At 65.3% G+C, this 22364-nt stretch carries 16 protein-coding genes; 12 read left to right on the forward strand and 4 right to left on the reverse strand.

The features are described from left to right. On the reverse strand, positions 1-1497 hold the full coding sequence (locus tag ACNH6H_RS20915; protein WP_418320216.1) for a PLP-dependent aminotransferase family protein: 1497 nt from the start codon (positions 1495-1497) through the stop codon (positions 1-3). Between the two features lie 106 nt (positions 1498-1603). Here ACNH6H_RS20915 and gabT point away from each other — a divergent pair, with 106 nt between their 5' ends. The 10 genes from gabT to ACNH6H_RS20965 all read left to right on the forward strand — a co-directional run bounded on the left by gabT (position 1604) and on the right by ACNH6H_RS20965 (position 16837). Beyond that, complete coding sequence (gene gabT / locus ACNH6H_RS20920) at positions 1604-2914, forward strand: 4-aminobutyrate--2-oxoglutarate transaminase (RefSeq protein WP_418320217.1); 1311 nt, start codon at positions 1604-1606, stop codon at positions 2912-2914. 17 nt (positions 2915-2931) lie between these two features. Next, positions 2932-4404, forward strand: coding sequence for an NAD-dependent succinate-semialdehyde dehydrogenase (locus tag ACNH6H_RS20925; RefSeq protein WP_418320218.1), 1473 nt, complete (start codon positions 2932-2934; stop codon positions 4402-4404). Next, positions 4401-5312 (forward strand): carbon-nitrogen hydrolase family protein, encoded by a 912-nt coding sequence (locus tag ACNH6H_RS20930; RefSeq protein WP_418320219.1) that lies wholly within the window; start codon positions 4401-4403, stop codon positions 5310-5312. The genes ACNH6H_RS20925 and ACNH6H_RS20930 overlap by 4 nt, the downstream gene beginning before the upstream one ends. A 77-nt stretch (positions 5313-5389) precedes the next feature. Beyond that, positions 5390-8287 (forward strand): aminotransferase class I/II-fold pyridoxal phosphate-dependent enzyme, encoded by a 2898-nt coding sequence (locus tag ACNH6H_RS20935; RefSeq protein WP_418320220.1) that lies wholly within the window; start codon positions 5390-5392, stop codon positions 8285-8287. Then, complete coding sequence (locus ACNH6H_RS20940) at positions 8284-9744, forward strand: biotin carboxylase (RefSeq protein ID WP_418320221.1); 1461 nt, start codon at positions 8284-8286, stop codon at positions 9742-9744. Before ACNH6H_RS20935 ends, ACNH6H_RS20940 begins: the two co-directional genes overlap by 4 nt. A gap of 22 nt (positions 9745-9766) precedes the next feature. Then, the gene (locus tag ACNH6H_RS20945; protein WP_418320222.1) at positions 9767-10780 is read left to right on the forward strand and encodes a C45 family autoproteolytic acyltransferase/hydolase; all 1014 of its coding nucleotides are present in this window, start codon (positions 9767-9769) and stop codon (positions 10778-10780) included. A gap of 114 nt (positions 10781-10894) precedes the next feature. Further along, entirely contained in the window at positions 10895-11752 is an 858-nt protein-coding gene (locus ACNH6H_RS20950) for a MurR/RpiR family transcriptional regulator (RefSeq protein WP_418320223.1), read from the forward strand. Between the two features lie 4 nt (positions 11753-11756). Then, positions 11757-13100: an aspartate aminotransferase family protein gene (locus tag ACNH6H_RS20955; protein ID WP_418320224.1), complete on the forward strand. Its 1344-nt coding sequence runs from the start codon at positions 11757-11759 to the stop codon at positions 13098-13100. A 68-nt stretch (positions 13101-13168) separates the two neighbouring features. Beyond that, entirely contained in the window at positions 13169-14152 is a 984-nt protein-coding gene (locus tag ACNH6H_RS20960; protein WP_418320225.1) for a TAXI family TRAP transporter solute-binding subunit, read from the forward strand. 78 nt (positions 14153-14230) lie between these two features. Next, positions 14231-16837 (forward strand): TRAP transporter permease, encoded by a 2607-nt coding sequence (locus ACNH6H_RS20965; RefSeq protein WP_418320226.1) that lies wholly within the window; start codon positions 14231-14233, stop codon positions 16835-16837. Positions 16838-16864: 27 nt separating this feature from the next. Here ACNH6H_RS20965 and ACNH6H_RS20970 read toward each other — a convergent pair whose 3' ends face one another. Next, on the reverse strand, positions 16865-18214 hold the full coding sequence (locus tag ACNH6H_RS20970) for a DUF3422 family protein (RefSeq protein ID WP_418320227.1): 1350 nt from the start codon (positions 18212-18214) through the stop codon (positions 16865-16867). A 133-nt stretch (positions 18215-18347) separates the two neighbouring features. Here ACNH6H_RS20970 and ACNH6H_RS20975 point away from each other — a divergent pair, with 133 nt between their 5' ends. Next, positions 18348-20003: an MFS transporter gene (locus tag ACNH6H_RS20975; RefSeq protein ID WP_418320228.1), complete on the forward strand. Its 1656-nt coding sequence runs from the start codon at positions 18348-18350 to the stop codon at positions 20001-20003. Here ACNH6H_RS20975 and ACNH6H_RS20980 read toward each other — a convergent pair. Further along, the gene (locus tag ACNH6H_RS20980) at positions 20000-20401 is read right to left on the reverse strand and encodes a hypothetical protein (protein WP_418320229.1); all 402 of its coding nucleotides are present in this window, start codon (positions 20399-20401) and stop codon (positions 20000-20002) included. The genes ACNH6H_RS20975 and ACNH6H_RS20980 overlap by 4 nt on opposite strands. Before the next feature lie 137 nt (positions 20402-20538). Further along, positions 20539-21393: a thioesterase family protein gene (locus ACNH6H_RS20985; protein WP_418320230.1), complete on the reverse strand. Its 855-nt coding sequence runs from the start codon at positions 21391-21393 to the stop codon at positions 20539-20541. Between the two features lie 82 nt (positions 21394-21475). Here ACNH6H_RS20985 and ACNH6H_RS20990 point away from each other — a divergent pair, with 82 nt between their 5' ends. Then, complete coding sequence (locus ACNH6H_RS20990; RefSeq protein WP_418320231.1) at positions 21476-22357, forward strand: ion transporter; 882 nt, start codon at positions 21476-21478, stop codon at positions 22355-22357. The last annotated feature ends 7 nt before the right edge of the window (positions 22358-22364 follow it).

Here is a 22364-nt window from a genome sequence, read left to right on the forward strand (position 1 = left end):
CTAGACGTAGCGGCCGACGATGGCCGCGAGCTTCGCGAAGTGCGGGCCGATCTCCTGCTCATCGACGGCGCCGTAGCCGAGCAGCAGCCCGCGGTCGGAGCGCCGCGCGCTGATCTGGTAATTCGACAGCGGCCGGGTCGCGATGCCGGCGCTGGCAATTCGTTCGCTGAGCAGGCGGTCGTCGACGCCGGCCGGCAGGCCGAGCACGAGGTGCAGCCCTGCATCGCCGCCGATGATCGGCAGCTGATCGCCGAAATGCTGCTGGATGCTCGCGATCAGCGCATCGTGGCGCGCGCCGTAGACCGCGCGCATGCGCCGCACATGGCTGCTGAAATGGCCTTCGAAGATGAAGCGCGCGAGCACCGCCTGCTGCGGTGAATGGCCTTCACGGTACAGCTCGCGCGACGCACTGGCAAAGCTGTCGACGAGGTCCTCGGGCAGAACGGCATAGGCCACGCGCAACGCCGGAAACAGCGTCTTCGAGAAGGTGCCGAGGTAGATCACGCGGCCATGCCGGTCCAGGCCCTGCAGCACCGGCAGCGGCCGCGAGCCGTAGCGGAATTCGCTGTCATAGTCGTCCTCGATCACCCAGACGCCGTTGACCGCCGCATAGTCGAGCAGCTGGCGCCGGCGGCCATGGCTCATCAGCACGCCGGTCGGATACTGGTGCGCCGGCGAGACGAACATCGCACGCGGCGGCGTGCGCAGGTGGGCGGTGTTCGGTGCCAGGCCTTCGGCGTCGAGCGGCACCGGGATCATCTCGAGGCCCATCGCGCGAAAGACGCTGCGCACCCCCCAGTAGCCCGGGTCCTCGATCCAGATCGCGTCACCCGGATCGGTCAGCAGGTGAGCGATCAGGTGCAGCGACTGCTGCGTGCCGCTGGTGATGACGATCTGTTCGGCAGAACAGTGCAGGCCGCGCGTGTCCTGCAGATATTCCGCCAAGACGCGGCGCAGCAGGGCATCGCCGGCGCCGGTGGCATAACTCATCTGCGCTGGCTGCAGGCCGCGCCAGACCCGGGCCTGCAGCCGGTTCCAGGTCTGCACCGGAAACTGCCGGACTTCCGGCACACCGGGAGCGAAGGCGCCCCACTGCCGCGGCGCAGCCGACAGGCCACCAATCAGCCGGCCGCCGCGCGACGACAACGTCGCCCGGCGCTTTTCCGGAGCCGACGGCGGGAGGTCGCGCCGCGCCAGTCTCGGCGCGACCGCGGCGACAAAGGTGCCGCGGCCTACACGCGAGTGGACAAAACCCTCCAGCGTCAGCTGTTCGTAGACATGGGTGACGGTATTGCGTGCAATGCCGAGCGCGGCAGCGAGTGCGCGGCTCGGCGGCAGCTTGCTGTCTGGCGCGATCTCCGCCTCGCGGATGGCCGACTGCAGGATGTCATAGAGGCGGCGGTGGTCGAAACCGCCGCCTTGATTGGCGAAACGGCGCCTGACAAGGTCGGCGATGGCGGCCGGCCCGTGGCCGGCATTGGCACTCCGCGGGTCCATATTGGCTCTATTTTGATGAAATCATTGGCTCTAATCATAGGTCCAATTGAAGCCTATACTGGTTTCAGACCAACCAAATCGGCCGCATGCGCGGCCGCCTGCTGAAATGAACACCCACACCAAAACCGAATCGGCACGGGTTGCCGCTGCCGCGACGACGAATGCGGCGATCGATGCGCGCCGCGTCGCGGCAACGCCGCGTGGTGTCGGCATCGGCTTCACCGTCTATGCCGACAAGGCGCGCAATGCCGAGCTGTGGGATGTCGAAGGCAAGCGCTATATCGACTTCGGTTCCGGCATCGCAGTGCTCAATACCGGGCACCGCCATCCGCGCATCGTCGAGGCAATCGCCAAACAACTCGAATCGTTCACGCATACCGCCTACCAGGTCGTGCCGTATGAAAGCGTGGTCAGGCTGGCCGAACGGCTGAATGCGGTGACGCCGGGCGACCATGCGAAGAAGACGGCGTTTTTCACGACTGGCGCAGAGGCGGTCGAAAACGCGATCAAGATCGCCCGCAATGCGACGAAGCGCCCTGGCGTGATCGCGCTGTCCGGCGGTTTTCATGGCCGCACCTACCTCGGCATGGCGCTGACCGGCAAGGTCGCGCCGTACAAGGCCGGATTCGGCCCGTTCCCGGCCAGCGTCTACCACGTGCCGGCGCCGATGGAACTGCATGGCGTCAGCGTCGAGCAGTCGCTGCAGGCGATCGCACAGTTGTTCAAGGCCGATATCGAGCCCGAGCAGGTGGCCGCGATCATCGTCGAGCCGGTGCAGGGCGAGGGTGGTTTTTATGTGATGCCGACCGCCTTCCTGCGTGCGCTGCGCGAGATCTGCGACCGCCACGGCATCGTGCTGATCGCCGACGAGATCCAGACCGGCTTTGCCCGCACCGGCAAGATGTTCGCGATGGACCACCACGACGTCGTTCCCGACATGATCACGATGGCGAAGAGCCTGGCCGGCGGCATGCCGCTGTCGGCCGTCTGCGGCCGCGCCGAGATCATGGACGCGCCGGCGCCCGGCGGGCTCGGTGGCACTTATGCTGCCAATCCGCTGGCAATCGCATCGGCGCTCGCGGTGCTCGACGTGATCGAGGACGAGAAACTGTGCCAGCGCGCGGAACAGTTGGGCCACCGGCTCAGCGAACACCTGAATGCGCTGCGCAAGAAATTCCCGGTGATCAGCGATGTGCGCGGGCTCGGCTCGATGGTCGCGATGGAATTTGCGAAGCCCGACGGCACGCCTGACGCCGACTTTCCGAAGGCGCTGCAAAAGCGCGCGCTCGACGCCGGCCTGATGTTGCTGGGCTGCGGGATCTACGGCAACGTGATCCGTTTCCTGTTCCCGCTGACGATCGAGGATGCCGTCTTCGACGAAGGCATGGCGATCCTCGCGAAGGCGATGGAATCCTGATCGAAGGAGCCGACACCATGCCCGTACAAGAACTGAAACTGAAAGACCCGTCGCTGTTCCGTCAGCAGGCCTATGTGGCCGGCGCATGGATCGACGCCGACGATGGCAAGACGATCGACGTCAGCAACCCGGCCAACGGCCACAAGCTCGGCACCGTGCCGATGTGCGGCAGCGCCGAGACCGAACGTGCGATCAAGGCCGCCGACGAGGCGCAGCGCAAGTGGCGCGATGTCTCCGGCAAGGAGCGCGCCGCGATCCTGCGCCGGCTGAACGACCTGATGCTCGCCAATGTCGATGACCTGGCGCTGATCATGACGTCCGAGCAGGGCAAGCCGCTGGCCGAAGCGAAGGGCGAAATCGCCTATGCCGCGTCGTTCATCGAATGGTTTGCCGACGAGGCGCGCCGGGTCTACGGCGACACGATACCGGCGCCGCTCGGCGACCGGCGCATCCTCGCGATCAAGCAGCCGGTCGGCACCACCGCAGCGATCACGCCGTGGAATTTTCCGACTGCGATGATGACGCGCAAGGCCGGGCCGGCACTGGCCGCCGGTTGCTCGATGGTCGTCAAGCCGGCGACACAGACACCATTTTCGGCGTTGGCGTTTGCCGAACTCGCCGAACGCGCCGGCGTGCCGAAAGGCCTGCTGTCGGTGCTGACCGGTTCGTCGAGCAAGATCGGCGGCGAGATGACGCGCAACCCGCTGGTGCGCAAGCTGACCTTCACCGGATCAACCGAGGTCGGACGGCTGCTGATGCGCCAGTGCTCCGACACGATCAAGAAGATCTCGCTCGAACTCGGCGGCAATGCGCCGTTCATCGTGTTCGAAGATGCGGACCTCGATGCCGCCGTCGAAGGCGCGATGGTCTCGAAATACCGCAATACCGGGCAGACCTGCGTCTGCGCGAACCGCATCTATGTGCAAAAGCCGGTGCTGAAGGCCTTCACCGACAAGCTGGTCGCGAAGGTCAATGCGCTGAAGGTCGGCCCCGGCGTCGACGATGGCGTCACGCAGGGCCCGCTGATCGACGACAACGCGGTGAAAAAGGTCGAGGAACACATCGCCGATGCGAAGGCAAAGGGCGGCGAGGTGTTGGCCGGCGGCAAACGGCATTCGCTCGGCGGGCTGTTCTTCGAGCCGACGGTGATCGGCGGCGCGACCGCCGAGATGAAATTTGCCAGCGAGGAGACCTTCGGCCCGCTGGCGCCGATCTTCTCCTTCGATACCGAGGAAGAGGTGATCGCGCGCGCCAACGATACCGAGTTCGGCCTTGCCGCGTATTTCTACAGCCGCGACGTCGGCCGCGTGATGCGGGTTGCCGAACGGCTCGAATCGGGCATGGTCGGCGTCAATACCGGGCTGATCTCGACCGCCGAAGCGCCGTTCGGCGGCGTCAAGCAGTCCGGCCTCGGCCGTGAAGGTTCGAAATACGGGCTCGATGAATTCATCGAGATCAAATATATCTGCCTGGCCGGACTCGACAAGTGAGCCAGTTGCTGCATCCTCCGGCGCCACCGATGGCGCATCCGCCGCGTGCCGATTCGTTCGGCATCGCCGGCGTGCAGATGAGCGTCGTCGCATTTGCCGACAACGTCGACCGCATGGCCGGCTATATGCGGCACATTCGCAGCCGTTTCCCGTGGGTCCGCATGGTGCTGTTCTCCGAGCTGTGCCCGCTCGGCCCGCGTCATGAGGCCGAGCCGCTGCCCGGGCCGACCGAGGCGCGGCTGTGCGAGCTGGCCAGGGAAACCGGCCTGTGGCTGATTCCCGGCTCGATGTTCGAGAAGGTCGAGGCCGCCGACGGCGACCGCGTCTACAACACGACGTCGGTGATCAACCCGCAGGGCGAGGTGATCCGCCGCTTTCGCAAGCTGTTTCCATTTCGCCCGTATGAGCGCGATGTCGCCGGCGGCAGCGAATTCTGCGTCTTCGACATCGACGGCGTCGGCCGCTTCGGCGTCTCGATCTGCTACGACATGTGGTTCCCGGAGACGACGCGCACGCTGGTCGCGATGGGTGCCGAAGTGATCCTGCATCCGACGATGACCGACACCATCGACCGCGATGTCGAGTTGTCGATCGCACGCGCCGCGGCGGTGACGAACCAGGTCTATTTTTTCGACATCAACGGGTCGGGCGATGGCGGCGTCGGCCGCTCGATCGTCATCGATCCGTCAGGGTATGTCCTGCACGAAGCCCAGCAGGGCGCGGCGATCATCCCGATCGAGGTCGATCTGCTGCGGGTGCGGCGCGAACGCGAGCGCGGCTTGCGCAGCAACCTCGGCCAGCCGTTGAAGAGTTTTCGCGACCGTGATGTCGATTTCACGGTCTACGCCAGGGACGCAGGAGAAGCTTCCTATCTGAATACCCTCGGACCGTTGATCAAGCCTGATTGATACCCGGCGGGACGCGCGCGCCTGTTGAGGCACGCGGCCACGCCGAACCGCTTCGGGGCACGCATAAGGAGACATGCATGACCAAGAAGAACAAGGCCGCCGCCGTCGACAACGCCTTTGCGCTGGGCCGGCACCGCAGTGTCTGGGAAATCCGTGCCGATGGCTGGATCGGCATGGTCGACGACCTCGGCCGGCTCGCGCAGCTGAACCGCGACCAGCCCGATTGGGAAATCTGCATGGCGCGCGTCCGGCGTGTCGTCAGCAATCTTGCACCGATCGAAAGCTACTGGGCATTTCCGGGCGGCCGCGTCTTCAACGAGTTGTGCACCTGGCTGGAGCGTGGCGAGATTCCGCGTGCGCACCAGGCGGCGCGGCGCATCCACCGGATGCTCGCCGGCCAGACCTACCGCCATTCGACCTCGCTCGACAGCGACTCCGACGGCCCGTCGCAGATCGAGACCGACTCGGAGCGCCAGGCGCAGCTGTCGCGGCCCTATTTCGAGGTGCTGATCGTCGACGAGATGACGGCCAGCGAAGAAGACGCATTGCGACGCCGCGTCCAGCGCAAGCGCAACCCGGATGACGACTTCGTTTTCGACATCGTCGTCGTGCCGAGCTTCGAGGATGCATTGATCGCGACGCTGGTCAATTTCAACCTGCAGGCGGTCGTGATCCGGCACGGCTTTCCGTTCCGCTCGATCTACAACAACCAGATGCTGCGGCGCTTTCTCGACAGTGTCGACGACACCATCGAGCAGATGCCCGAATCCGAGCGCGGGCCGGTGCTCGGTCAGCAGATCGCGCATCTGCGGCCCGAACTCGACCTGTACCTCGTCACCGACGTCAATGTCGAGGAGATCGCGGCGCGCGCCGGCGAGATCTTCAAACGCATCTTCTTCCGCGAGGAAGACCACACCGAGCTGTACAGCTCGATCATGAAAGGTGTCGGTGAACGTTACCGCACGCCGTTCTTCAATGCGTTGCGCGAATATGCGAAGCAGCCGACCGGCGTCTTCCATGCGCTGCCGCTGGCGCGCGGCAAGTCGATCATGAATTCGAACTGGATCGGCGACCTGATGCAGTTCTACGGCTCGAACCTGTTCATGGCCGAAACCTCGGCAACGTCGGGCGGCCTCGACTCGCTGCTCGATCCGGTCGGCCCGCTGAAACTGGCGCAGGAATATGCGGCGCGCGCCTTCGGCGCAAAGCGCACCTTCTTCGCGACCAACGGCACCTCGACCGCGAACAAGATCGTCGTGCAGGCGCTGGTGCGGCCCGACGACATCGTGCTGGTCGACCGCAACTGCCACAAGTCGCACCACTACGGGCTGGTGCTGGCCGGCGCCCAGGTGGCCTACCTCGATTCGTACCCGCTCGACCAGTATTCGATGTACGGCGCGGTGCCGATCCGCCACATCAAGCAGACGCTGCTCGACTTCCGCCGCGCCGGCACCTTGAACCGCGTGCGGCTGGTGCTGCTGACCAACTGCACCTTCGACGGCATCGTCTACGACGTCGAGCGGGTGATGATGGAATGCCTGGCGATCAAGCCGGACCTGGTTTTTTTATGGGACGAAGCCTGGTTCGCCTTCGCCTGCTGTCATCCGATCTACCGCCAGCGCACCGGCATGGCGAGCGCAAAAAAACTCGCCGAGGGGCTGCAGACGCCCGAATATGCAAAGCGGTATGCCGCATTCTGCGAGGAGTTCAGCGCCGACGACTGGGCCAATGAGAAGAAGCTGCTCGATACCCGGCTGCTGCCCGATCCGGCGAAGGCGAGGGTGCGCGTCTATTCGACCCATTCGACGCACAAGACGCTGACTTCGCTGCGCCAGGGCTCGATGATCCACGTCTGGGACCAGGACTTCAAGGACAAGGCCGAGGAAGCCTTCCACGAGGCCTACATGACCCACACGTCGACATCGCCGAATTACCAGATCCTGGCCTCGCTCGATGTCGGCCGCCGCCAGGTCGAGATGGAGGGTTACGAGCTGGTGCAGCGCCAGCTCGAGCTGGCGATGACGCTGCGCGAACAGGTGCTGACGCACCCGTTGCTGAAGCGCTATTTCCGTTTCCTGCGCGTCAGCGACCTGGTGCCGGACGAATTCCGCGAGTCGGCGGTCGAGAGTTATTTCAATGCCGAAACCGGCTGGAACAACCTCGAGATGGCCTGGCGCATCGATGAATTCGCGATGGACCCGTCGCGCGCGACCTTGTGCATCGGCGCGACCGGCGTTGACGGCGATACCTTCAAGAACAAGTACCTGATGGACAAGTTCGGTATCCAGATCAACAAGACCTCGCGCAATACGGTGCTGTTCATCACCAACATCGGCAGCACCCGCTCGGCGGTGGCGTATCTGCTCGAGGTGCTGGTGAAGATCGCACGCGACGTCGATCGGCGGGTGGCCGACATGAGCTCGATCGAGCGGCGCATCCACGACAAGCGGGTCCGCTCGCTGACACTGGAGCAGCCGCCGCTGCCGAATTTCTCGGCCTTCCATGCGGCGTTCAGGGTCAGCAGCGCCGAGGGCCTGTCGCAAACCCGTGACGGCGATATCCGCACCGCGTTTTTCCTGTCCTACGACGACGACAACTGCGAATACATCGACATGTCCGAAGCGGCGCAGGCGATCGCCGCCGGCCGCGAACTGGTGTCGGCGCTGTTCGTGATCCCGTATCCGCCGGGTTTCCCGATCCTGGTGCCGGGGCAGGTCATCAGTTCGGACATCCTGCAGTTCATGGCCGCGCTCGACGTGCGCGAGATCCACGGCTTCCGTCCGGAGCTCGGCTTCCGGATCTTCAACGCAGCGGCATTGGCGCGGGTCGGCGAAGCAACCGCCGCACGCGCCGCGCTGGCCGAAGCCGGCCGCGCCGCCTTCCCGGTCGAGAGGAGTTCGCAGACGGTTTCGCAGACTGCCGAGCAGCAGGCCGAAATCACGACCACCACCCCTGTTGCAAGGACCGAATCATGAAATCGAACAAGGTGACAAACATCTCGGACATGAAGCTGATGTTCCATCGCAACGAGCGTCCGATCTATTTCATCAGTGCGACCAATTTCAACCTGCTCGGGCTCGACCGCTGGGTCAACCGCTTCAAGTACATCAACTACATCGACTGCTTCGACGGGCGGCATCCGAATGTCTTTGTTCCGAACGAATCGCCGCACGACGAATTCGAATCGATCGAGGACATCACCAACTACCTGCTGCAGCACAAGGACGTGATCGACACGATCGAGCGCCGCGGCGGCAATCCAGTCGCGACCTTCCTGATGTTCGACGAGAAGACCGAGGAGTTGTGCAAGGAGATCGGCCTGGACATCTGGTTTCCGCCGGCCAAGCTGCGCCAGCGCTGCGACAACAAGATGGAAACGGTGCGCATCGGCAACAAGGCCGGCGTGCCGTCGGTGCCGAATGCGCTCGAGAAGGTCGACAGCTACGAGTCGCTGCGCAAGATCTGCGACCGTGCCGGGCTCGGCCACGATCTGGTGATCCAGTCGGCCTTCGGCGACTCCGGCCACACCACCTTCTTCATCGCGAACGAGGACGATTTCAACAAGCACAAGGACGAAATCGTCAACGATCCGGAAGTCAAGATCATGAAGCGGATCAACTGCCGCGGCGCGACGCTCGAGGCCTGCGCGACGCAGTCGGGCACGGTTGTCGGGCCATTGCTGACCGAGGTCGTCGGCGCGAAGGAACTGACGCCTTACAAGGGCGGCTGGTGCGGCAACGAAGTCTTCCCCGGCGCCTGGCCGGAAGGCGTGAGGCTGAAGGCGAGGGCGATGGCCGAGACCTTCGGCAACCAGTTGCTCGAAGAGGGCTACCGCGGCTATTTCGACGTCGACTTCCTGATCGACCAGGACGATGGCGAGGTCTACCTCGGCGAGCTGAATCCGCGCATCTGCGGCGCCAGCCCGATGACCAACCATGCGGCGTTTGCCTATGCCGATGCGCCGCTGTTCATGTTCCACCTGCTCGAATTTTCCGGCGTGCCGTTCGACCTCAATGTGCGCGAGATGAACGACCGCTGGGCGCAGCGCCACTTCATCGACGACTGGTCGCAGGTCGTGATCAAGCACACCGATACGAACATCGACCAGGTCACCCACGCGCCGGCAACCGGCATCTACCGGATGGCCGAAGACGGCACCGTCGGGTACGGCCGCTTCGACTACGAACGGCGCGCGGTCGAGACCGAACGCGAGGCCTTTTTCCTGCGCATCACCGGCCCCGGCGACTACCGCTACGAAGGCGCGGATCTCGGCATCCTGATCACCCGCGGCCGCACGATGGACGACAACTTCCACCTGAACCTGCGCGCCCGCGACTGGATCCGCGGCATCAAGAAGCACTATGCCGCGAAGCCGCTGGTGACCACCCAGCACGAGGCGGTGCCGGAACCCGGATCATTCAAGATTCTTTGAATCAGCGCGGGCCCGGCCTCCGATGACGATCCAGCTCGAATTTCGAACCCTGATCGAAGACGAGCCGGGGCCGTTTTGGCAGGCGTTGTTCGAGCGCCTGTGGCCGGCCTATCGCTCGTGGTATCTGCGGCGCGGCGTCGGCGATCTGCCGTCCTACCTGTCGTGCCGCCGCGCGATGCGCGAACACATGCCCGAGCTGGCCGGCACCTGGGAACAGCTGGTTGAACTGGCCGGCGGCGGCGACATCGAGTCGCGCTTTCTGTCGCTGTGGTGCCCGCCGCCGTACATCACCGGCTGTTCGCAGGCGGTCTGGGTCGACCGGCACGGCGATGCCGAGCCGGTGCTGCTGCGCAACTACGACTTTGCGCCCGGCCTGCTCGAAGGCAACTGGCTCGCGACACGCTGGAACGGGCAGCGGGTTGCCGCACTCGGCGACTGCATCTGGGGCGCTCTCGATGGCATCAACGAATCGGGGCTTTCGGCGTCGCTGTCGTTCGGCGGTCGGACGGTTTCCGGCACCGGCTTCGGCATACCGCTGGTGATGCGCTATCTGCTCGAAGTGGCCCACGATACCGCCGAGGCGGTGGAGATCCTGCAGCGCATTCCGGTCAGCATGTGCTACACGGTCACGCTGCTCGACGCTGCCGGAAATTGGGCCACGGTTTTTGTCGGGCCCGACCGTGCCACCCAGGTTACCGACCAGGCCGTCGTCACCAATTACCAGGACCAGGTCGAGTGGGAGCAGCATGCCGCCGCGACCCGGGCGGTCGAGCGGCGCGAGCGGCTGCAGCAGCAGGTCGACGGCCCGGGCAGCGCCGAAGACGTGATCGAGGCGCTGCTGCAGGAACCGCTCTACCAGCAGAAATGGCTGCACGGCTACGGCACCCTGTACGGCGTGGCGTACCGGCCGCGCAGCGGTTCGATCGAGCTGTTCTGGCCGAATCAGCGCTGGCAGCAGCGGCTCGCTGCATTCGAGGACGGCGCCCGCCTGATCACCTATGTCGGAGACAGCAAGGCAACCAAGACAGCGGACTGAGACCCTAGCCCTTGTTACACGATCGCCGGGTTGTCGGGGTTTGCAACAATTGATTCTTTTTTGATCGAGTGAAACAATTGTTGCATCAACATGTCCCCCGACACCATTCAGCAAATGATTGCCGACCGGTTCGAGAGCCTGAGCCCCGAGCTGAAGCGCGCAGCCAGTTGGGTCGCGATGCACGGTTCGGCGCTGGCGCTGCATTCGATGCGCGATTCGGCGCGGGCCGCCGACGTGACCCCCGCGACGATGACGCGGCTGGCACGTCGTCTCGGGTTTGACGGCTTCGAAGGCCTGCGGGCGCCGTTCCGGCGCGAACTGGCCGGCAATGGATCGGGCGCCGAATTCGAGCGCATGCTGCAGTTGCGGCGCGGCTCGACGCCGCTGGACGAGGTCGTGTCGTCACTCAATTCGCTGCAGCAGGGCAATGTTGCGTCGGTGCTGGCGCGCAATCGCAGCGAACAGATCGAGGCCGCAGCGCGCGAGATCATCGAGGCCAACCAGGTATGCTTTCTCGGGCTGCGCGTCTGTTACGGTGTCGCGACCTACCTGTCATACGCCTATGGCCTGTTGCGGCCGAACGGGCAACTCGTTACCGGCATCGGCGGCATGATGAGCGACCAGATCGCGCGGTTTGCCGCCGGCGACGTGATGCTGGCGGTCAGCCAGGCACCGTATACCCGGCAGACCGTCGAGGGCGTCGTGCAGGCCGCAGACAATGGTGCGAAGGTCATTGCGCTGACCGACAGCAAACTGTCGCCGCTGGCGCGCGCGGCAACCCATGTGCTGCTGTACGACACCGCGTCGAGCACCCATTTCCATTCGACAGCCGGCGCACAGGCGCTCGCCGAGGCGTTGATCGCCGCGGTCGCGGCCCGCGGCGGCGCGCAGGCGATGACCCACCTGCGCCGAGTGCGCAAACACCTGCGCGACAGCGGTGCCTACTGGGACCGGGTTTCAAACAAGGAATGAAGCAATGACCACCCATGTGCTGCACCGCAGCCTGCGCCACAAGCTGCCGACCGCCGTTGCCGTCGATGGGGTCCGCTTGATCGACGGCCAGGGCAAGTCCTATATCGATGCCTCCGGCGGCGCGGCGGTTTCCTGCCTGGGCCATGGCCATCCGGACGTGATTGCCGCGATCCATGCGCAGATCGACAAGATCGCCTATGCGCACACCAGTTTCTTCACGACCGAAGTCGCCGAGCAACTGGCCGACAAACTCGTCGCCGGTGCGCCGGACGGCATCAGCCACGTCTATTTCGTCTCCGGCGGATCCGAGGCGATCGAAGCGGCGTTGAAGATGGCGCGGCAATATTTTGTCGAGATCGGCCAGCCCGAGCGCCGCCATTTCATCGCACGCCGCCAGAGCTACCACGGCAATACGCTAGGCGCGCTGGCGGTCGGTGGCAATGAATGGCGACGCCGCCAGTTTGCGCCGCTGCTGATCCCGGTCACCCACGTCTCGCCGTGTTACGAGTACCGTGACCGGCGTGCCGACGAATCTGCCGAGCAGTACGGTGCCCGCCTGGTGCAGGAATTGGCCGCGGCGATCGACGAGCTCGGCCCGCAAACCGTCATCGCCTTTGTCGCCGAGACAGTCGGAGGCGCGACTGCCGGCGCGCTGACGCCGGTTCCCGGCTATCTGCGCGGCGTGCGTGAGCTGTGCGACCGCCACGGCATCCTGCTGCTGCTCGACGAGGTGATGTGCGGCATGGGACGCACCGGCACGTTGCATGCGTGCGAGCAGGATGGCGTCGTGCCCGACCTGCTGACGATTGCCAAGGGTCTCGGTGGCGGATACCAGCCGATCGGCGCGGTGCTGGTGCAGGGCAAGATCGTCGACGCATTCGAGCGCGGCAGCGGCCTGTTCCAGCATGGCCACACCTACATCGGTCACCCGACCGCCTGTGCCGCGGCACTGGCGGTGCAGCAGGTGATTGCACGCGACAATCTGCTCGACGCGGTGAAGCGCCAGGGCCAGGGTCTGCAGGATCGTCTGCAGCGCAAGCTCGGCGATCATCCGCATGTCGGCGATCTGCGTGGTCGCGGCCTGTTCCGCGGTGTCGAGCTGGTCGCGGACCGGGCCAGCAAGCAGACCTTCGACCCCACGCACCGGCTGCATGCGCGCATCAAGGCGCAGGCGATGGCGCGCGGGCTGATGGTTTATCCGATGGGCGGCACGATCGACGGCCAGCATGGCGACCATGTGCTGCTGGCGCCGCCGTTCATCGTCACCGACGATGATCTCGACCAGATCGTCGACAGGCTGGCTGCCGCGATCGATGCGGCGCTGGCTGAATTGCCCGCGACCCGCTGATCGGTTATTTTCCGGTGGCGTTCCACAAGAGCCCCACCATTTTTCCCTCAACTCCAAAAGGAGCATCGATGAAATTCTTTCCCACCAAACCGCTGAAACTGGCGCTCGGCGCTGCTGCGATCGCACTCGCGCTGCCTTCAGGCAGCGTGATGGCACAGCAGAAATTCATCACCATCGGCACCGGCGGTGTCACTGGTGTCTACTACGCCGCCGGTGGTGCGATCTGCCGCCTGATGAACAAGGACCGCGCCAAACACGGCATCCGCTGCTCGGTCGAATCGACCGGCGGATCGGTCTTCAACATCAATACGATCCGTGCCGGCGAACTCGATTTCGGCGTGGCCCAGTCCGACTGGCAATACCATGCTGTCAACGGCAGCAAGGTGTTCGAGAAGGACGGCAAGTTCGGTGATCTGCGCGCGGTTTTCTCGGTCCACCCGGAGCCGTTCACGGTGCTGGCACGCAAGGAAGCCAACATCTCCAAGTTCGAGGACTTCAAGGGCAAGCGCTTCAACGTCGGCAACCCCGGCTCCGGAACGCGTGCGTCGATGGATGAACTGCTGTCGGCGATGGGCTGGACGACCGCCAGCTTCGGGCTGGCGTCGGAGCTGAAGGCCGACGAGCAGGGCGCGGCGCTGTGCGACAACAAGATCGACGGCTTCTTCTACGGCGTCGGCCACCCGTCGGCGGCGATCCAGGATCCGATCACCACCTGCGGCGCGAAGCTTGTGCCGTTGAGCGGTGCGGCGGTCGACAAGCTCGACAAGCAGTATCCGTTCTACGCCAAGGTCGATATTCCGGGCGGCCTGTATGCCGGCCATCCGAACCCGACCCCGACCTACGGCGTGCTGGCAACCTTCGTGACGTCGTCGAAGGTGCCTGACGCGACGGTCTACGAGCTGGTGAAGGCGGTGTTCGAGAATTTCGACGACTTCAAGAAGCTGCACCCGGCATTTGCCCACCTCGATCCGAAGCAGATGGTCACCAAGGGCATCTCGGCGCCTATCCATCCGGGCGCGATGAAGTACTACAAGGAAAAGGGTTGGCTGTAATCACCCTGACCTGATGAACCGGGGCGCAGCGCCAGCCGGCGTCTGCGCCCTTCCCGTTTGAACCGGAGGAGGCCCCTGATGATTGACAAGAAAAAGACTGCCGACCCTGCCGAAGTCGACGTCAACCAGCTGGTTGCCGAAAGCGATTCCGGCGGCCGTGCACCGGGCCCCTTCGTCCATCGGTTCATCGTCGTCGTCTGCATCTGCTGGAGCCTGTTCCAGCTGTGGATTGCTTCGCCGCTGCCGTTTTCTCTCGGCATCGGCGTCTTCAACGATACGCAGTCGCGCGCCATCCACCTGGCGTTCGCGATCTTTCTCGCCTTTCTGGCCTATCCGGCATTCAGCGCGTCGCCGCGTGACCGCGTGCCGGTTCTCGACTGGATACTGGCCGCCGTCGGCGCCTTGTGCGCGTCCTACCTGTTCGTCTTCTATGCCGAGCTTTCGACCCGGCCCGGACAGCCGACGACCCAGGACCTGGCCGTCAGCGTGATCGGCATCGTGCTGCTGCTCGAAGCCACCCGCCGCGCGCTCGGCCTGCCGATGGTGATCGTCGCCTGCTTCTTCCTGCTCTATACCTTCGGCGGGCCCTACATGCCCGACCTGATCGCCCACAAGGGCGCGTCGCTGTCGCGTGCGATGTCGCACCAGTGGCTGACGACCGAAGGCGTCTTCGGTGTCGCGCTCGGCGTCTCCAGCGGCTTCATCTTCCTGTTCGTCCTGTTCGGCTCGCTGCTCGACCGCGCCGGCGCCGGCAACTATTTCATCCAGTCGGCATTTGCGCTGCTCGGCCACCTGCGCGGCGGCCCGGCAAAGGCAGCGGTTGTGTCTTCTGCCGCGACCGGCATCATCTCCGGTTCGTCGATCGCCAACGTCGTGACCACCGGCACCTTCACGATCCCGCTGATGAAGCGGGTCGGTTACCGCGGCGACCAGGCCGGCGCGGTCGAAGTGTCGAGTTCGGTCAATGGCCAGATCATGCCGCCGGTGATGGGTGCGGCGGCCTTCCTGATGGTCGAATATGTCGGCATCCCGTATACCGAGGTCATCAAGCACGCTTTCCTGCCGGCAATCATCTCGTACATCGCGCTGTTCTACATCGTCCACCTCGAGGCGCTGAAGGCCGATCTGCAAGGGCTGCCACGGCGCAGCGAGGCGACCGCGATGCAGCGGCTGATCTCGTTTGTATCAACCGTGGCCGGCTTCATCGTGCTGGCCGGCATCGTCTATTACGGCATCGGCTGGCTGAAGGTGGTGCTGCCCGATGCCGCGATCTTCATCATCGGCATCGGCCTGCTGGCCGTTTATATCGGGCTGCTGTGGATCGGCTCGCGCCAGCCCGAACTGCACCTCGACGATCCGGATGCGCCGGTTTTCCAGTTGCCCGAGACGGCGCCGACGCTGCTGTCCGGCCTGCACTACCTGCTGTCGGTCGTGGTGCTGATCTGGTGCCTGATGATCGAGCAGCTGTCGCCAGGGCTGTCGGCCTTCTGGGCGACGATCTTCATGATCTTCGTGATGCTGACGCAGCGGCCGCTGATCGCGATGCTGCGCGGCCGCGGCAATTTCGGTGCCGCATTCAAGGTCGGTGTCGGCGACCTGCTGGCCGGCCTCGAGGCCGGTGCGCGCAACATGATCGGGATTGGCGTCGCAACCGCGGCTGCCGGCATCATCGTCGGCACCGTCTCGCTGACCGGTGTCGGCCTGGTGATGACCGAGGTCGTCGAATTGCTGTCCGGCGGCAACCTGATGCTGATGCTGGTGCTGGTCGCCTTCGTCAGCCTGATCCTCGGCATGGGGCTGCCGACGACCGCGAACTACATCGTCGTCTCGACGCTGATGGCGCCGGTCGTCGTCGAACTCGGCGCGCAGAGCGGCTTGATCGTTCCACTGATCGCGGTCCACCTGTTCGTCTTCTATTTCGGGCTGATGGCCGACGTGACGCCGCCGGTCGGACTGGCGTCGTTCGCCGCCGCGGCGATCGCACGGACAGATCCGATCAAGACCGGTGTCACCGCATTTTTCTACAGCATGCGCACCGCGATCCTGCCGTTCCTGTTCATCTTCAACACGCAGTTGCTGATGATCGGCATCGAGGGTCCGCTCCATCTGGTGCTGACGGTCGGCAGCGCGCTGATCGCGATGCTGATCTTTGCGGCAGCGACGCAGGGCTATTTCCTCGCCCGCTCGCGCTGGTACGAGACGATTGCGCTGCTGCTGATCACCTTCACGCTGTTCAGGCCCGGGTTCTGGTGGGACATGGTCTATCCGCCGTACCAGGAGATGCCGCCGTCGCAGCTGATGAAGCTGGTCGAGGAGGCGCCGCCGAATACCGGCAAGCGGGTCTGGGTCGAGGGCATCAACATCGACGGCAAGGAAATCCGCAAGGGCGTGCTGCTGCCGCTCGGCGAGCCCGGGCCGGCCCGTGAACGGCTTGCCAAGCTCGGGGTGACGATCGTTCCGCTCGGCAACGAGATGCAGATCGCGCAGGTCAAGTTCGGCTCGCGGGCCGAGAAACTCGGCCTCGAGCAGGGCTTCAACGTCGCGAGCATCGAGGTTCCGGCCGAGCGCCCGGCCAAGGAATGGATGTTCGTGCCGGCGCTCGTGCTGCTGGCGCTGGTGATCTTCCTGCAGCGACCGCGAATCCGGCGCACGCCGGCGGCTGCCAAGCCGGCTGTCTCGGTCTGATCGGCCGCGTCGGCGGGCCGCGCCGGCTCAGTGGCCGGCGTGGTCGCCGTCGAGCGAATGCAGGCGCGCGTGGATGCGCCGCGTCGTCCGCCAGGTTGCCCACAACACCAGCGGGATCAGCGCGCCGGCGGCAATCTCCGGATTGATCGGTACGCCGATCGCCTTCGCCGACTTGCTGACGTAATACAGCAGGCTGACGACGTAATACGAAATCGCCGCGATCGACAGGCCCTCGACGGTGGTCTGCAGCCGCAGCTGCATCTGTTGTCCACGGGTGATCTTCTGCAGCAACTGCTGGTTCTGCACCTCGGTCGCGATATCGACCCGCGTGCGCAACAGGCCGCTGCTGCGTTCGACCCGTTGCGCAAGCGACGACAGGCGCTGCGCGGTGGCAGCCACCGTCGCGATCGCCGGGCGCAGCCGCCGGCGCATGAATTCGCCGATCCTCTGCGTGCCGGGAATCGCTTTTTCGCGCATCTCGGCGATTCGCTCGTCGACCAGCGCCGCATAGGCCTGCGTCGCAGAAAACCGGTAGGCATGGTCGGCGGTCGCGCTTTCGATCGTCGACGCCAGCGCGACCAGCTGGTCGAGCAGATCCTGGTACGAGGCCTGCTTGGCGGCAAACTGGCCGGTGATCGTTGCCAGCGCGGTTTCCGACTCGGTGATCATCGGGCCCAGCGCCTTTGCCACCGGCAGGCCGCGCAACGCGAGCAGCCGGTAGGTCTCCAGTTCGAGCAGCCGCTGGCTGATGCGGCCGGCGCGGGTTTCGCTGGTGCCCGGCGGCGCGATCACCAGCATGCGCTCGAAGCCGCTGTCGTCGAGCTGGAAATCGGTGACCGCGAGCGAGTGGCCGTTGCCGAGCAGCGATGCCACCACCGGATGCTCGCCAAACCATTGCTGGGCCCGGGCCAGGCAGGCATCGGGATCTTCGAGCGTCTGCGAAACGAAGACCTGCTGGATCGCGGCGATCGTCCGGCCCGGAATGCCGCGCAGCCATTCGCGATCGATCAGCATCGTGCCGAGCAGGTCCGGTTCCCGGCGGTCCAGCCCGGCCTCGGCCGGCAGCGGCTGGAACAGCGTATAGCGGGTGAATTCCGAATGGCGTTCCCAGCGCAGCAGCTGGCCATCCAGAGGCAGACGCAGGAAGTTGCGATCGAGTGCCGCCTGCGGCAGATCGTCATGACCGGGCAGGCGGCGCAGATGGGCCCACTCGTCGGCCCGGTCAACGCCCTTGTTCGAGACCGCGACATGGATCACCAGCGCCGGCACGCGGATTCGCGCCGATGGGCGGGCATGCACCTCGTTGTGCAATTCCTCGCGCAACGGGTGGTCGGCGGGCAGGGCAAGGGCCTGCGCCGGAGATTCTGTCGACTGCATGGCGATGGTCGGAAGTCCTGGATGTCTGGGGCTGTCGGCATGCCCGCCGCGGCATTCGGCGGAGCTGCCCCGATTGTCGTGCCGCGCGGCGGCCCGGCTCTTTCGATCAGAATCGGCGCATGAGATCGAAGCCATGAACCCGCCCAGCGAACCTCGTCCGGCGGCTCCGGACCCGGCTGCGGCGGCCGGGCCGCCGCAAAGCGGCAGCTCCGCGTCGATCATCGGCCCGTTGCGCGATCCGGTCTTCCGGATGTTGTGGCTCGCCTGGCTGGCGGCGAATGTCACGATGTGGATGAACGATGTCGCGTCGGCGTGGCTGATGACCTCGTTGACCGACAGCGTCGTGATGGTCGCGCTGGTGCAGGCGGCATCGACCTTGCCGGTTTTCGTGCTCGGCCTGCCGAGCGGCGCGCTCGCCGATATCGTCGATCGCCGGCGCTATTTCGCGATGACCCAGCTGTGGGTGGCGCTTGTCGCGGTGCTGCTTGGCGTGCTTGCATTGACCGAAGCGCTCAGCGCGCCGCTGCTGCTCGCGTTGACCTTTGCCAACGGCATCGGCATGGCGATGCGCTGGCCGGTATTTGCCGCGATCGTGCCGGAAGTCGTCAAGCGGCCCGACCTGCCGTCGGCGCTGGCGTTGAACGGCATCGCGATGAACATGTCCCGCGTGATCGGACCGGTCGTCGCCGGCGCCTTGCTCGCCAGCGCCGGCAGCCCTTATGTCTTCCTGCTCAATGCGATCCTGTCGGTCTCGGCATTTTTCCTGATCCTGCGCTGGCGCTCGCAACGCAAGGCGAGTGCGCTGCCCGGCGAACGTTTTCTCGGCGCGATGCGGGTCGGCGTGCAGCACGTCAGGGAATCGCCACGGATGCGCGTCGTGCTGGTGCGGATCTTCCTGTTTTTTCTGCAGACGACGGCGCTGACCGCGTTGCTGCCGCTGATCGCGCGTGCGATTGGCGGCGGCGCCGGCACCTTCACGATGCTGCTGGCCGCGATGGGCACGGGCGCGGTGATCGTCGCGCTGTTCCTGCTGCCGATGTTGCGCGGCCGGCTCGATCGCGACGACCTGGTCCGCTGGGGCACGGTGATCCATGCGGTGGCTGCGGTTGTCGTCGTGTTGTCACCGACGATCTGGCTCGCGGTGCCGGCGATGATGATCGCCGGCATGATGTGGCTGGCGGTGGCCAATTCGCTGACGCTGGCGGCGCAGATGGCCTTGCCCGACTGGGTCAGGGCACGCGGCATGTCGATCTACCAGATGGCGCTGATGGGTGGCAGTGCCGCCGGCGCGGCGCTGTGGGGTTATGTGGCCAGCCACAGCACGTTGGCAATCGCCATCATCAGCGCATCGGTGGCCGGACCGCTGGTGCTGCTGCTGACGCGCCGGCTGACCGTGGGCGGTGTTGCCGATGAAGACCTGACGCTGACCAGCCCGATCAGCCTGGCGCGGCCGCCGGTGATCGAGTTGCATGGCGACGAAGGCCCGGTGATGGTGACGGTTGAATACCACGTCGATCCGGCACGGGCGGCCGAATTTTCGGAGGTGATGCGAGAGACCCGGCAGGCCCGGCTGCGCCAGGGCGCGTTGTCCTGGGGATTGTTCCGTGATACCGCCGATCCCGGGCGCTACATCGAATATTTTCTCGACGAAAGCTGGATCGAGCACCAGCGGCGCCTCGAACGCTTCACGAATGCGGATGTCGGGCTGCGTGCGCGCCGGCTGAGTTTCCAGCTCGGCGATGAACTGCCGCTCGTCAACCGCTATATCGCCGATTCGATCGATCGTTAGACAGCGGCCGCGCGCGAAGCCTTGGCAGGTGGGCGGCGCTGGAAGGCCGGTGTGAAATGGCGGTCGAATTCGTCGGCCTGCACCTTGTCGATGCGGCCTTCGCAACTCGACGGCAGGCCGATGCTCTCGACCCGACTCCAGACCGGCAGTTCGCAGAACAGCCAGGTCAGGTGGCGCGTTTCGGCCGGCTCGGGGAAGGATTGGCCGCCGCGGCCGTCGGCATGGGTGCGCATTTCGGTGCGCCGGCGCAATTCGATTCGCAGCAGGCCGGCCTCATCACGGCGCACCAGCGTCAGGTCGCACATCGCCAGCCGGCGCCAGACGCTGCAGCCCACGATGATCAGCAACAACACGACCAGACTCGACAACACGACAAAACCACTCCGCTTCTTCGACACCACACGGGCAAGCTGCAAGACAGGAGCAAGCTTCGGACCCGGGTCGGTGACTGTAGCGATGATGCGACAGGCCTCCTAGCACGTAAACCCTGAACAAATGGCGAAGTTGTGGATATTTCACGACAGCGCGGCCGAGCTCAACCGAAGATCGCCACCACCTGGTAAGCGAGCGCAGCCAATTCACCCGACGGTGCCCAGATACGGGCCGCATGGTTGACATACCCATCGTCGACGAGCAGCGATTCGTTGTCGGCGCGCCACCAGCCGTCGCGCGGCGTCGGGTCGCGCAGCGGCCGCAGTTCAAGCGCCCAACTGACCGAACTGGCCGGCGGGCGCTGGCTGAACTGCCCGGTCGCCGGCGTCGGCGACACATCGGCGAACAACACCGTCAACATCTCGTCGTCGAGGCCGTCGCCATCGACCATCCGCATGTGGATGCGTGTCGCCAGGCCCGGATCGCTGCTGCCCGGCTGCGGCCCATGGTCCCAGCGCATGTCGAAATGGCGCAGAAACTGCGGTGCTGCCCCGGCCCGCACGCGTGGCGGCAGTTCGTCGGGCGCACAACTCGGCTCCGGGCGGCGCAGCAACTGCGTGCGCATCGACGATTCACGGGCCTGGGCGAAGACGCCGAGCAGCACCGCGGCAACTTCGCCGTGCTGGTGCAGCGTCGCCTGCAGCTGTCGCACATTGCGGCCCTGGCGCAGCAGCACCACATCGGCGGTGACGCTGCCGACCGTGACCGGCCCGACAAAACTCGTCTGCAAGGCCCGCAAGACAAATGGCCCGGTCGCGCCCGGCTGCAGGTCGCGCATCGCCTGCAGGCCGAAAGCCGAGGTCAGGCCGCCGAAAGCGGTCCGCCCCTGCGCCCAGTCTTCGGTGACGTCGAATTCGACCTGCACCGTCGAGCCGTCGCCGGCCCGGCTGATCCGGCGCTGGTCGATCAGTCGGGCAAACGGGATCAGCGGCGGCGAGTTGTCGGCATGTAACGTCATCTGCCGATTATCGAGAGCTTGGCCAGCCGGTGCGACAGCGGCGGCTTTGCCACAATGCAGACATCCATCCGCAGCAAGCAGCGTGACCAGCCCGCCCCCATCCTCCCCGATCCGCAACGATGCGGACTCGCGTTTCGGAGCGCCCGAAGAGGGGCTGCGCCGGCGCGTCTACGTCGTGATCTTCGAGGCCGATACGGTCGCCGGTCGCCGGTTCGACCTGTTGCTGATCTGGGCGATCATCGTCAGCGTCAGCGTCGTCGTGCTCGACAGCGTCGGTCCGTTCCGCGCCCGTTACGGCGATGTCTTCAGCGCCGCCGAATGGTTTTTCACGCTGCTGTTCAGCGCCGAATACCTGGCCCGGCTGTGGTGCGTGCGCCGGCCGCTGGTTTATGCGCGCAGTGTTTTCGGGCTGATCGACCTGATCGCGGTGCTGCCGACCTACCTTGCACTGTTTTTCCCGGGGCTGTCGGCACTGATCGACGTGCGGGTGCTGCGGCTGCTGCGGATCTTCCGGGTGCTGAAGATGGGCGCCTATGTCGCCGAGTTCCAGTCGCTCGGTGATGCGCTGCGGTCGAGCCGGCGCAAGATCCTGGTTTTCCTGATGTTCGTGATGCTGGTCGTGTTGCTGATGGGCACCCTGATGTACGTGATCGAGGGCCCGGCCAGCGGCTTCACGAGCATTCCGGTCGGTGTCTACTGGGCGATCGTCACGATGACGACCGTCGGTTTCGGCGACATCACGCCGCAGACCGACCTCGGCCGCTTCATCGCCTCGTGGCAGATGCTGATCGGCTGGGGCATCCTGGCGGTGCCGACCGGCATCGTAAGCGCCGAATTTGCCGCGCAACGGATCCGCCCGACGACGACGCGCACCTGCGCCGAATGTCTGAGCATCGGCCATGAGCCGCGGGCGAAGTTCTGCCGCGATTGCGGCGCCAGATTACCTCCGGTCAGGGCCTCCTGACACCGAT

Source organism: Pseudideonella sakaiensis (assembly GCF_048320135.1).
GTDB lineage: Bacteria > Pseudomonadota > Gammaproteobacteria > Burkholderiales > Burkholderiaceae_C > Ideonella_A > Ideonella_A sakaiensis_A.

Coding starts and splice junctions, on each gene's coding strand:
- ACNH6H_RS20915 (WP_418320216.1), bottom strand. CDS start 1,497: ATGGACCCGCGGAGTGCCAATGCCGGCCACGGGCCGGCCGCCATCGCC.
- gabT (WP_418320217.1), top strand. CDS start 1,604: ATGAACACCCACACCAAAACCGAATCGGCACGGGTTGCCGCTGCCGCG.
- ACNH6H_RS20925 (WP_418320218.1), top strand. CDS start 2,932: ATGCCCGTACAAGAACTGAAACTGAAAGACCCGTCGCTGTTCCGTCAG.
- ACNH6H_RS20935 (WP_418320220.1), top strand. CDS start 5,390: ATGACCAAGAAGAACAAGGCCGCCGCCGTCGACAACGCCTTTGCGCTG.
- ACNH6H_RS20940 (WP_418320221.1), top strand. CDS start 8,284: ATGAAATCGAACAAGGTGACAAACATCTCGGACATGAAGCTGATGTTC.
- ACNH6H_RS20945 (WP_418320222.1), top strand. CDS start 9,767: ATGACGATCCAGCTCGAATTTCGAACCCTGATCGAAGACGAGCCGGGG.
- ACNH6H_RS20950 (WP_418320223.1), top strand. CDS start 10,895: ATGATTGCCGACCGGTTCGAGAGCCTGAGCCCCGAGCTGAAGCGCGCA.
- ACNH6H_RS20955 (WP_418320224.1), top strand. CDS start 11,757: ATGACCACCCATGTGCTGCACCGCAGCCTGCGCCACAAGCTGCCGACC.
- ACNH6H_RS20960 (WP_418320225.1), top strand. CDS start 13,169: ATGAAATTCTTTCCCACCAAACCGCTGAAACTGGCGCTCGGCGCTGCT.
- ACNH6H_RS20965 (WP_418320226.1), top strand. CDS start 14,231: ATGATTGACAAGAAAAAGACTGCCGACCCTGCCGAAGTCGACGTCAAC.
- ACNH6H_RS20970 (WP_418320227.1), bottom strand. CDS start 18,214: ATGCAGTCGACAGAATCTCCGGCGCAGGCCCTTGCCCTGCCCGCCGAC.
- ACNH6H_RS20975 (WP_418320228.1), top strand. CDS start 18,348: ATGAACCCGCCCAGCGAACCTCGTCCGGCGGCTCCGGACCCGGCTGCG.
- ACNH6H_RS20985 (WP_418320230.1), bottom strand. CDS start 21,393: ATGACGTTACATGCCGACAACTCGCCGCCGCTGATCCCGTTTGCCCGA.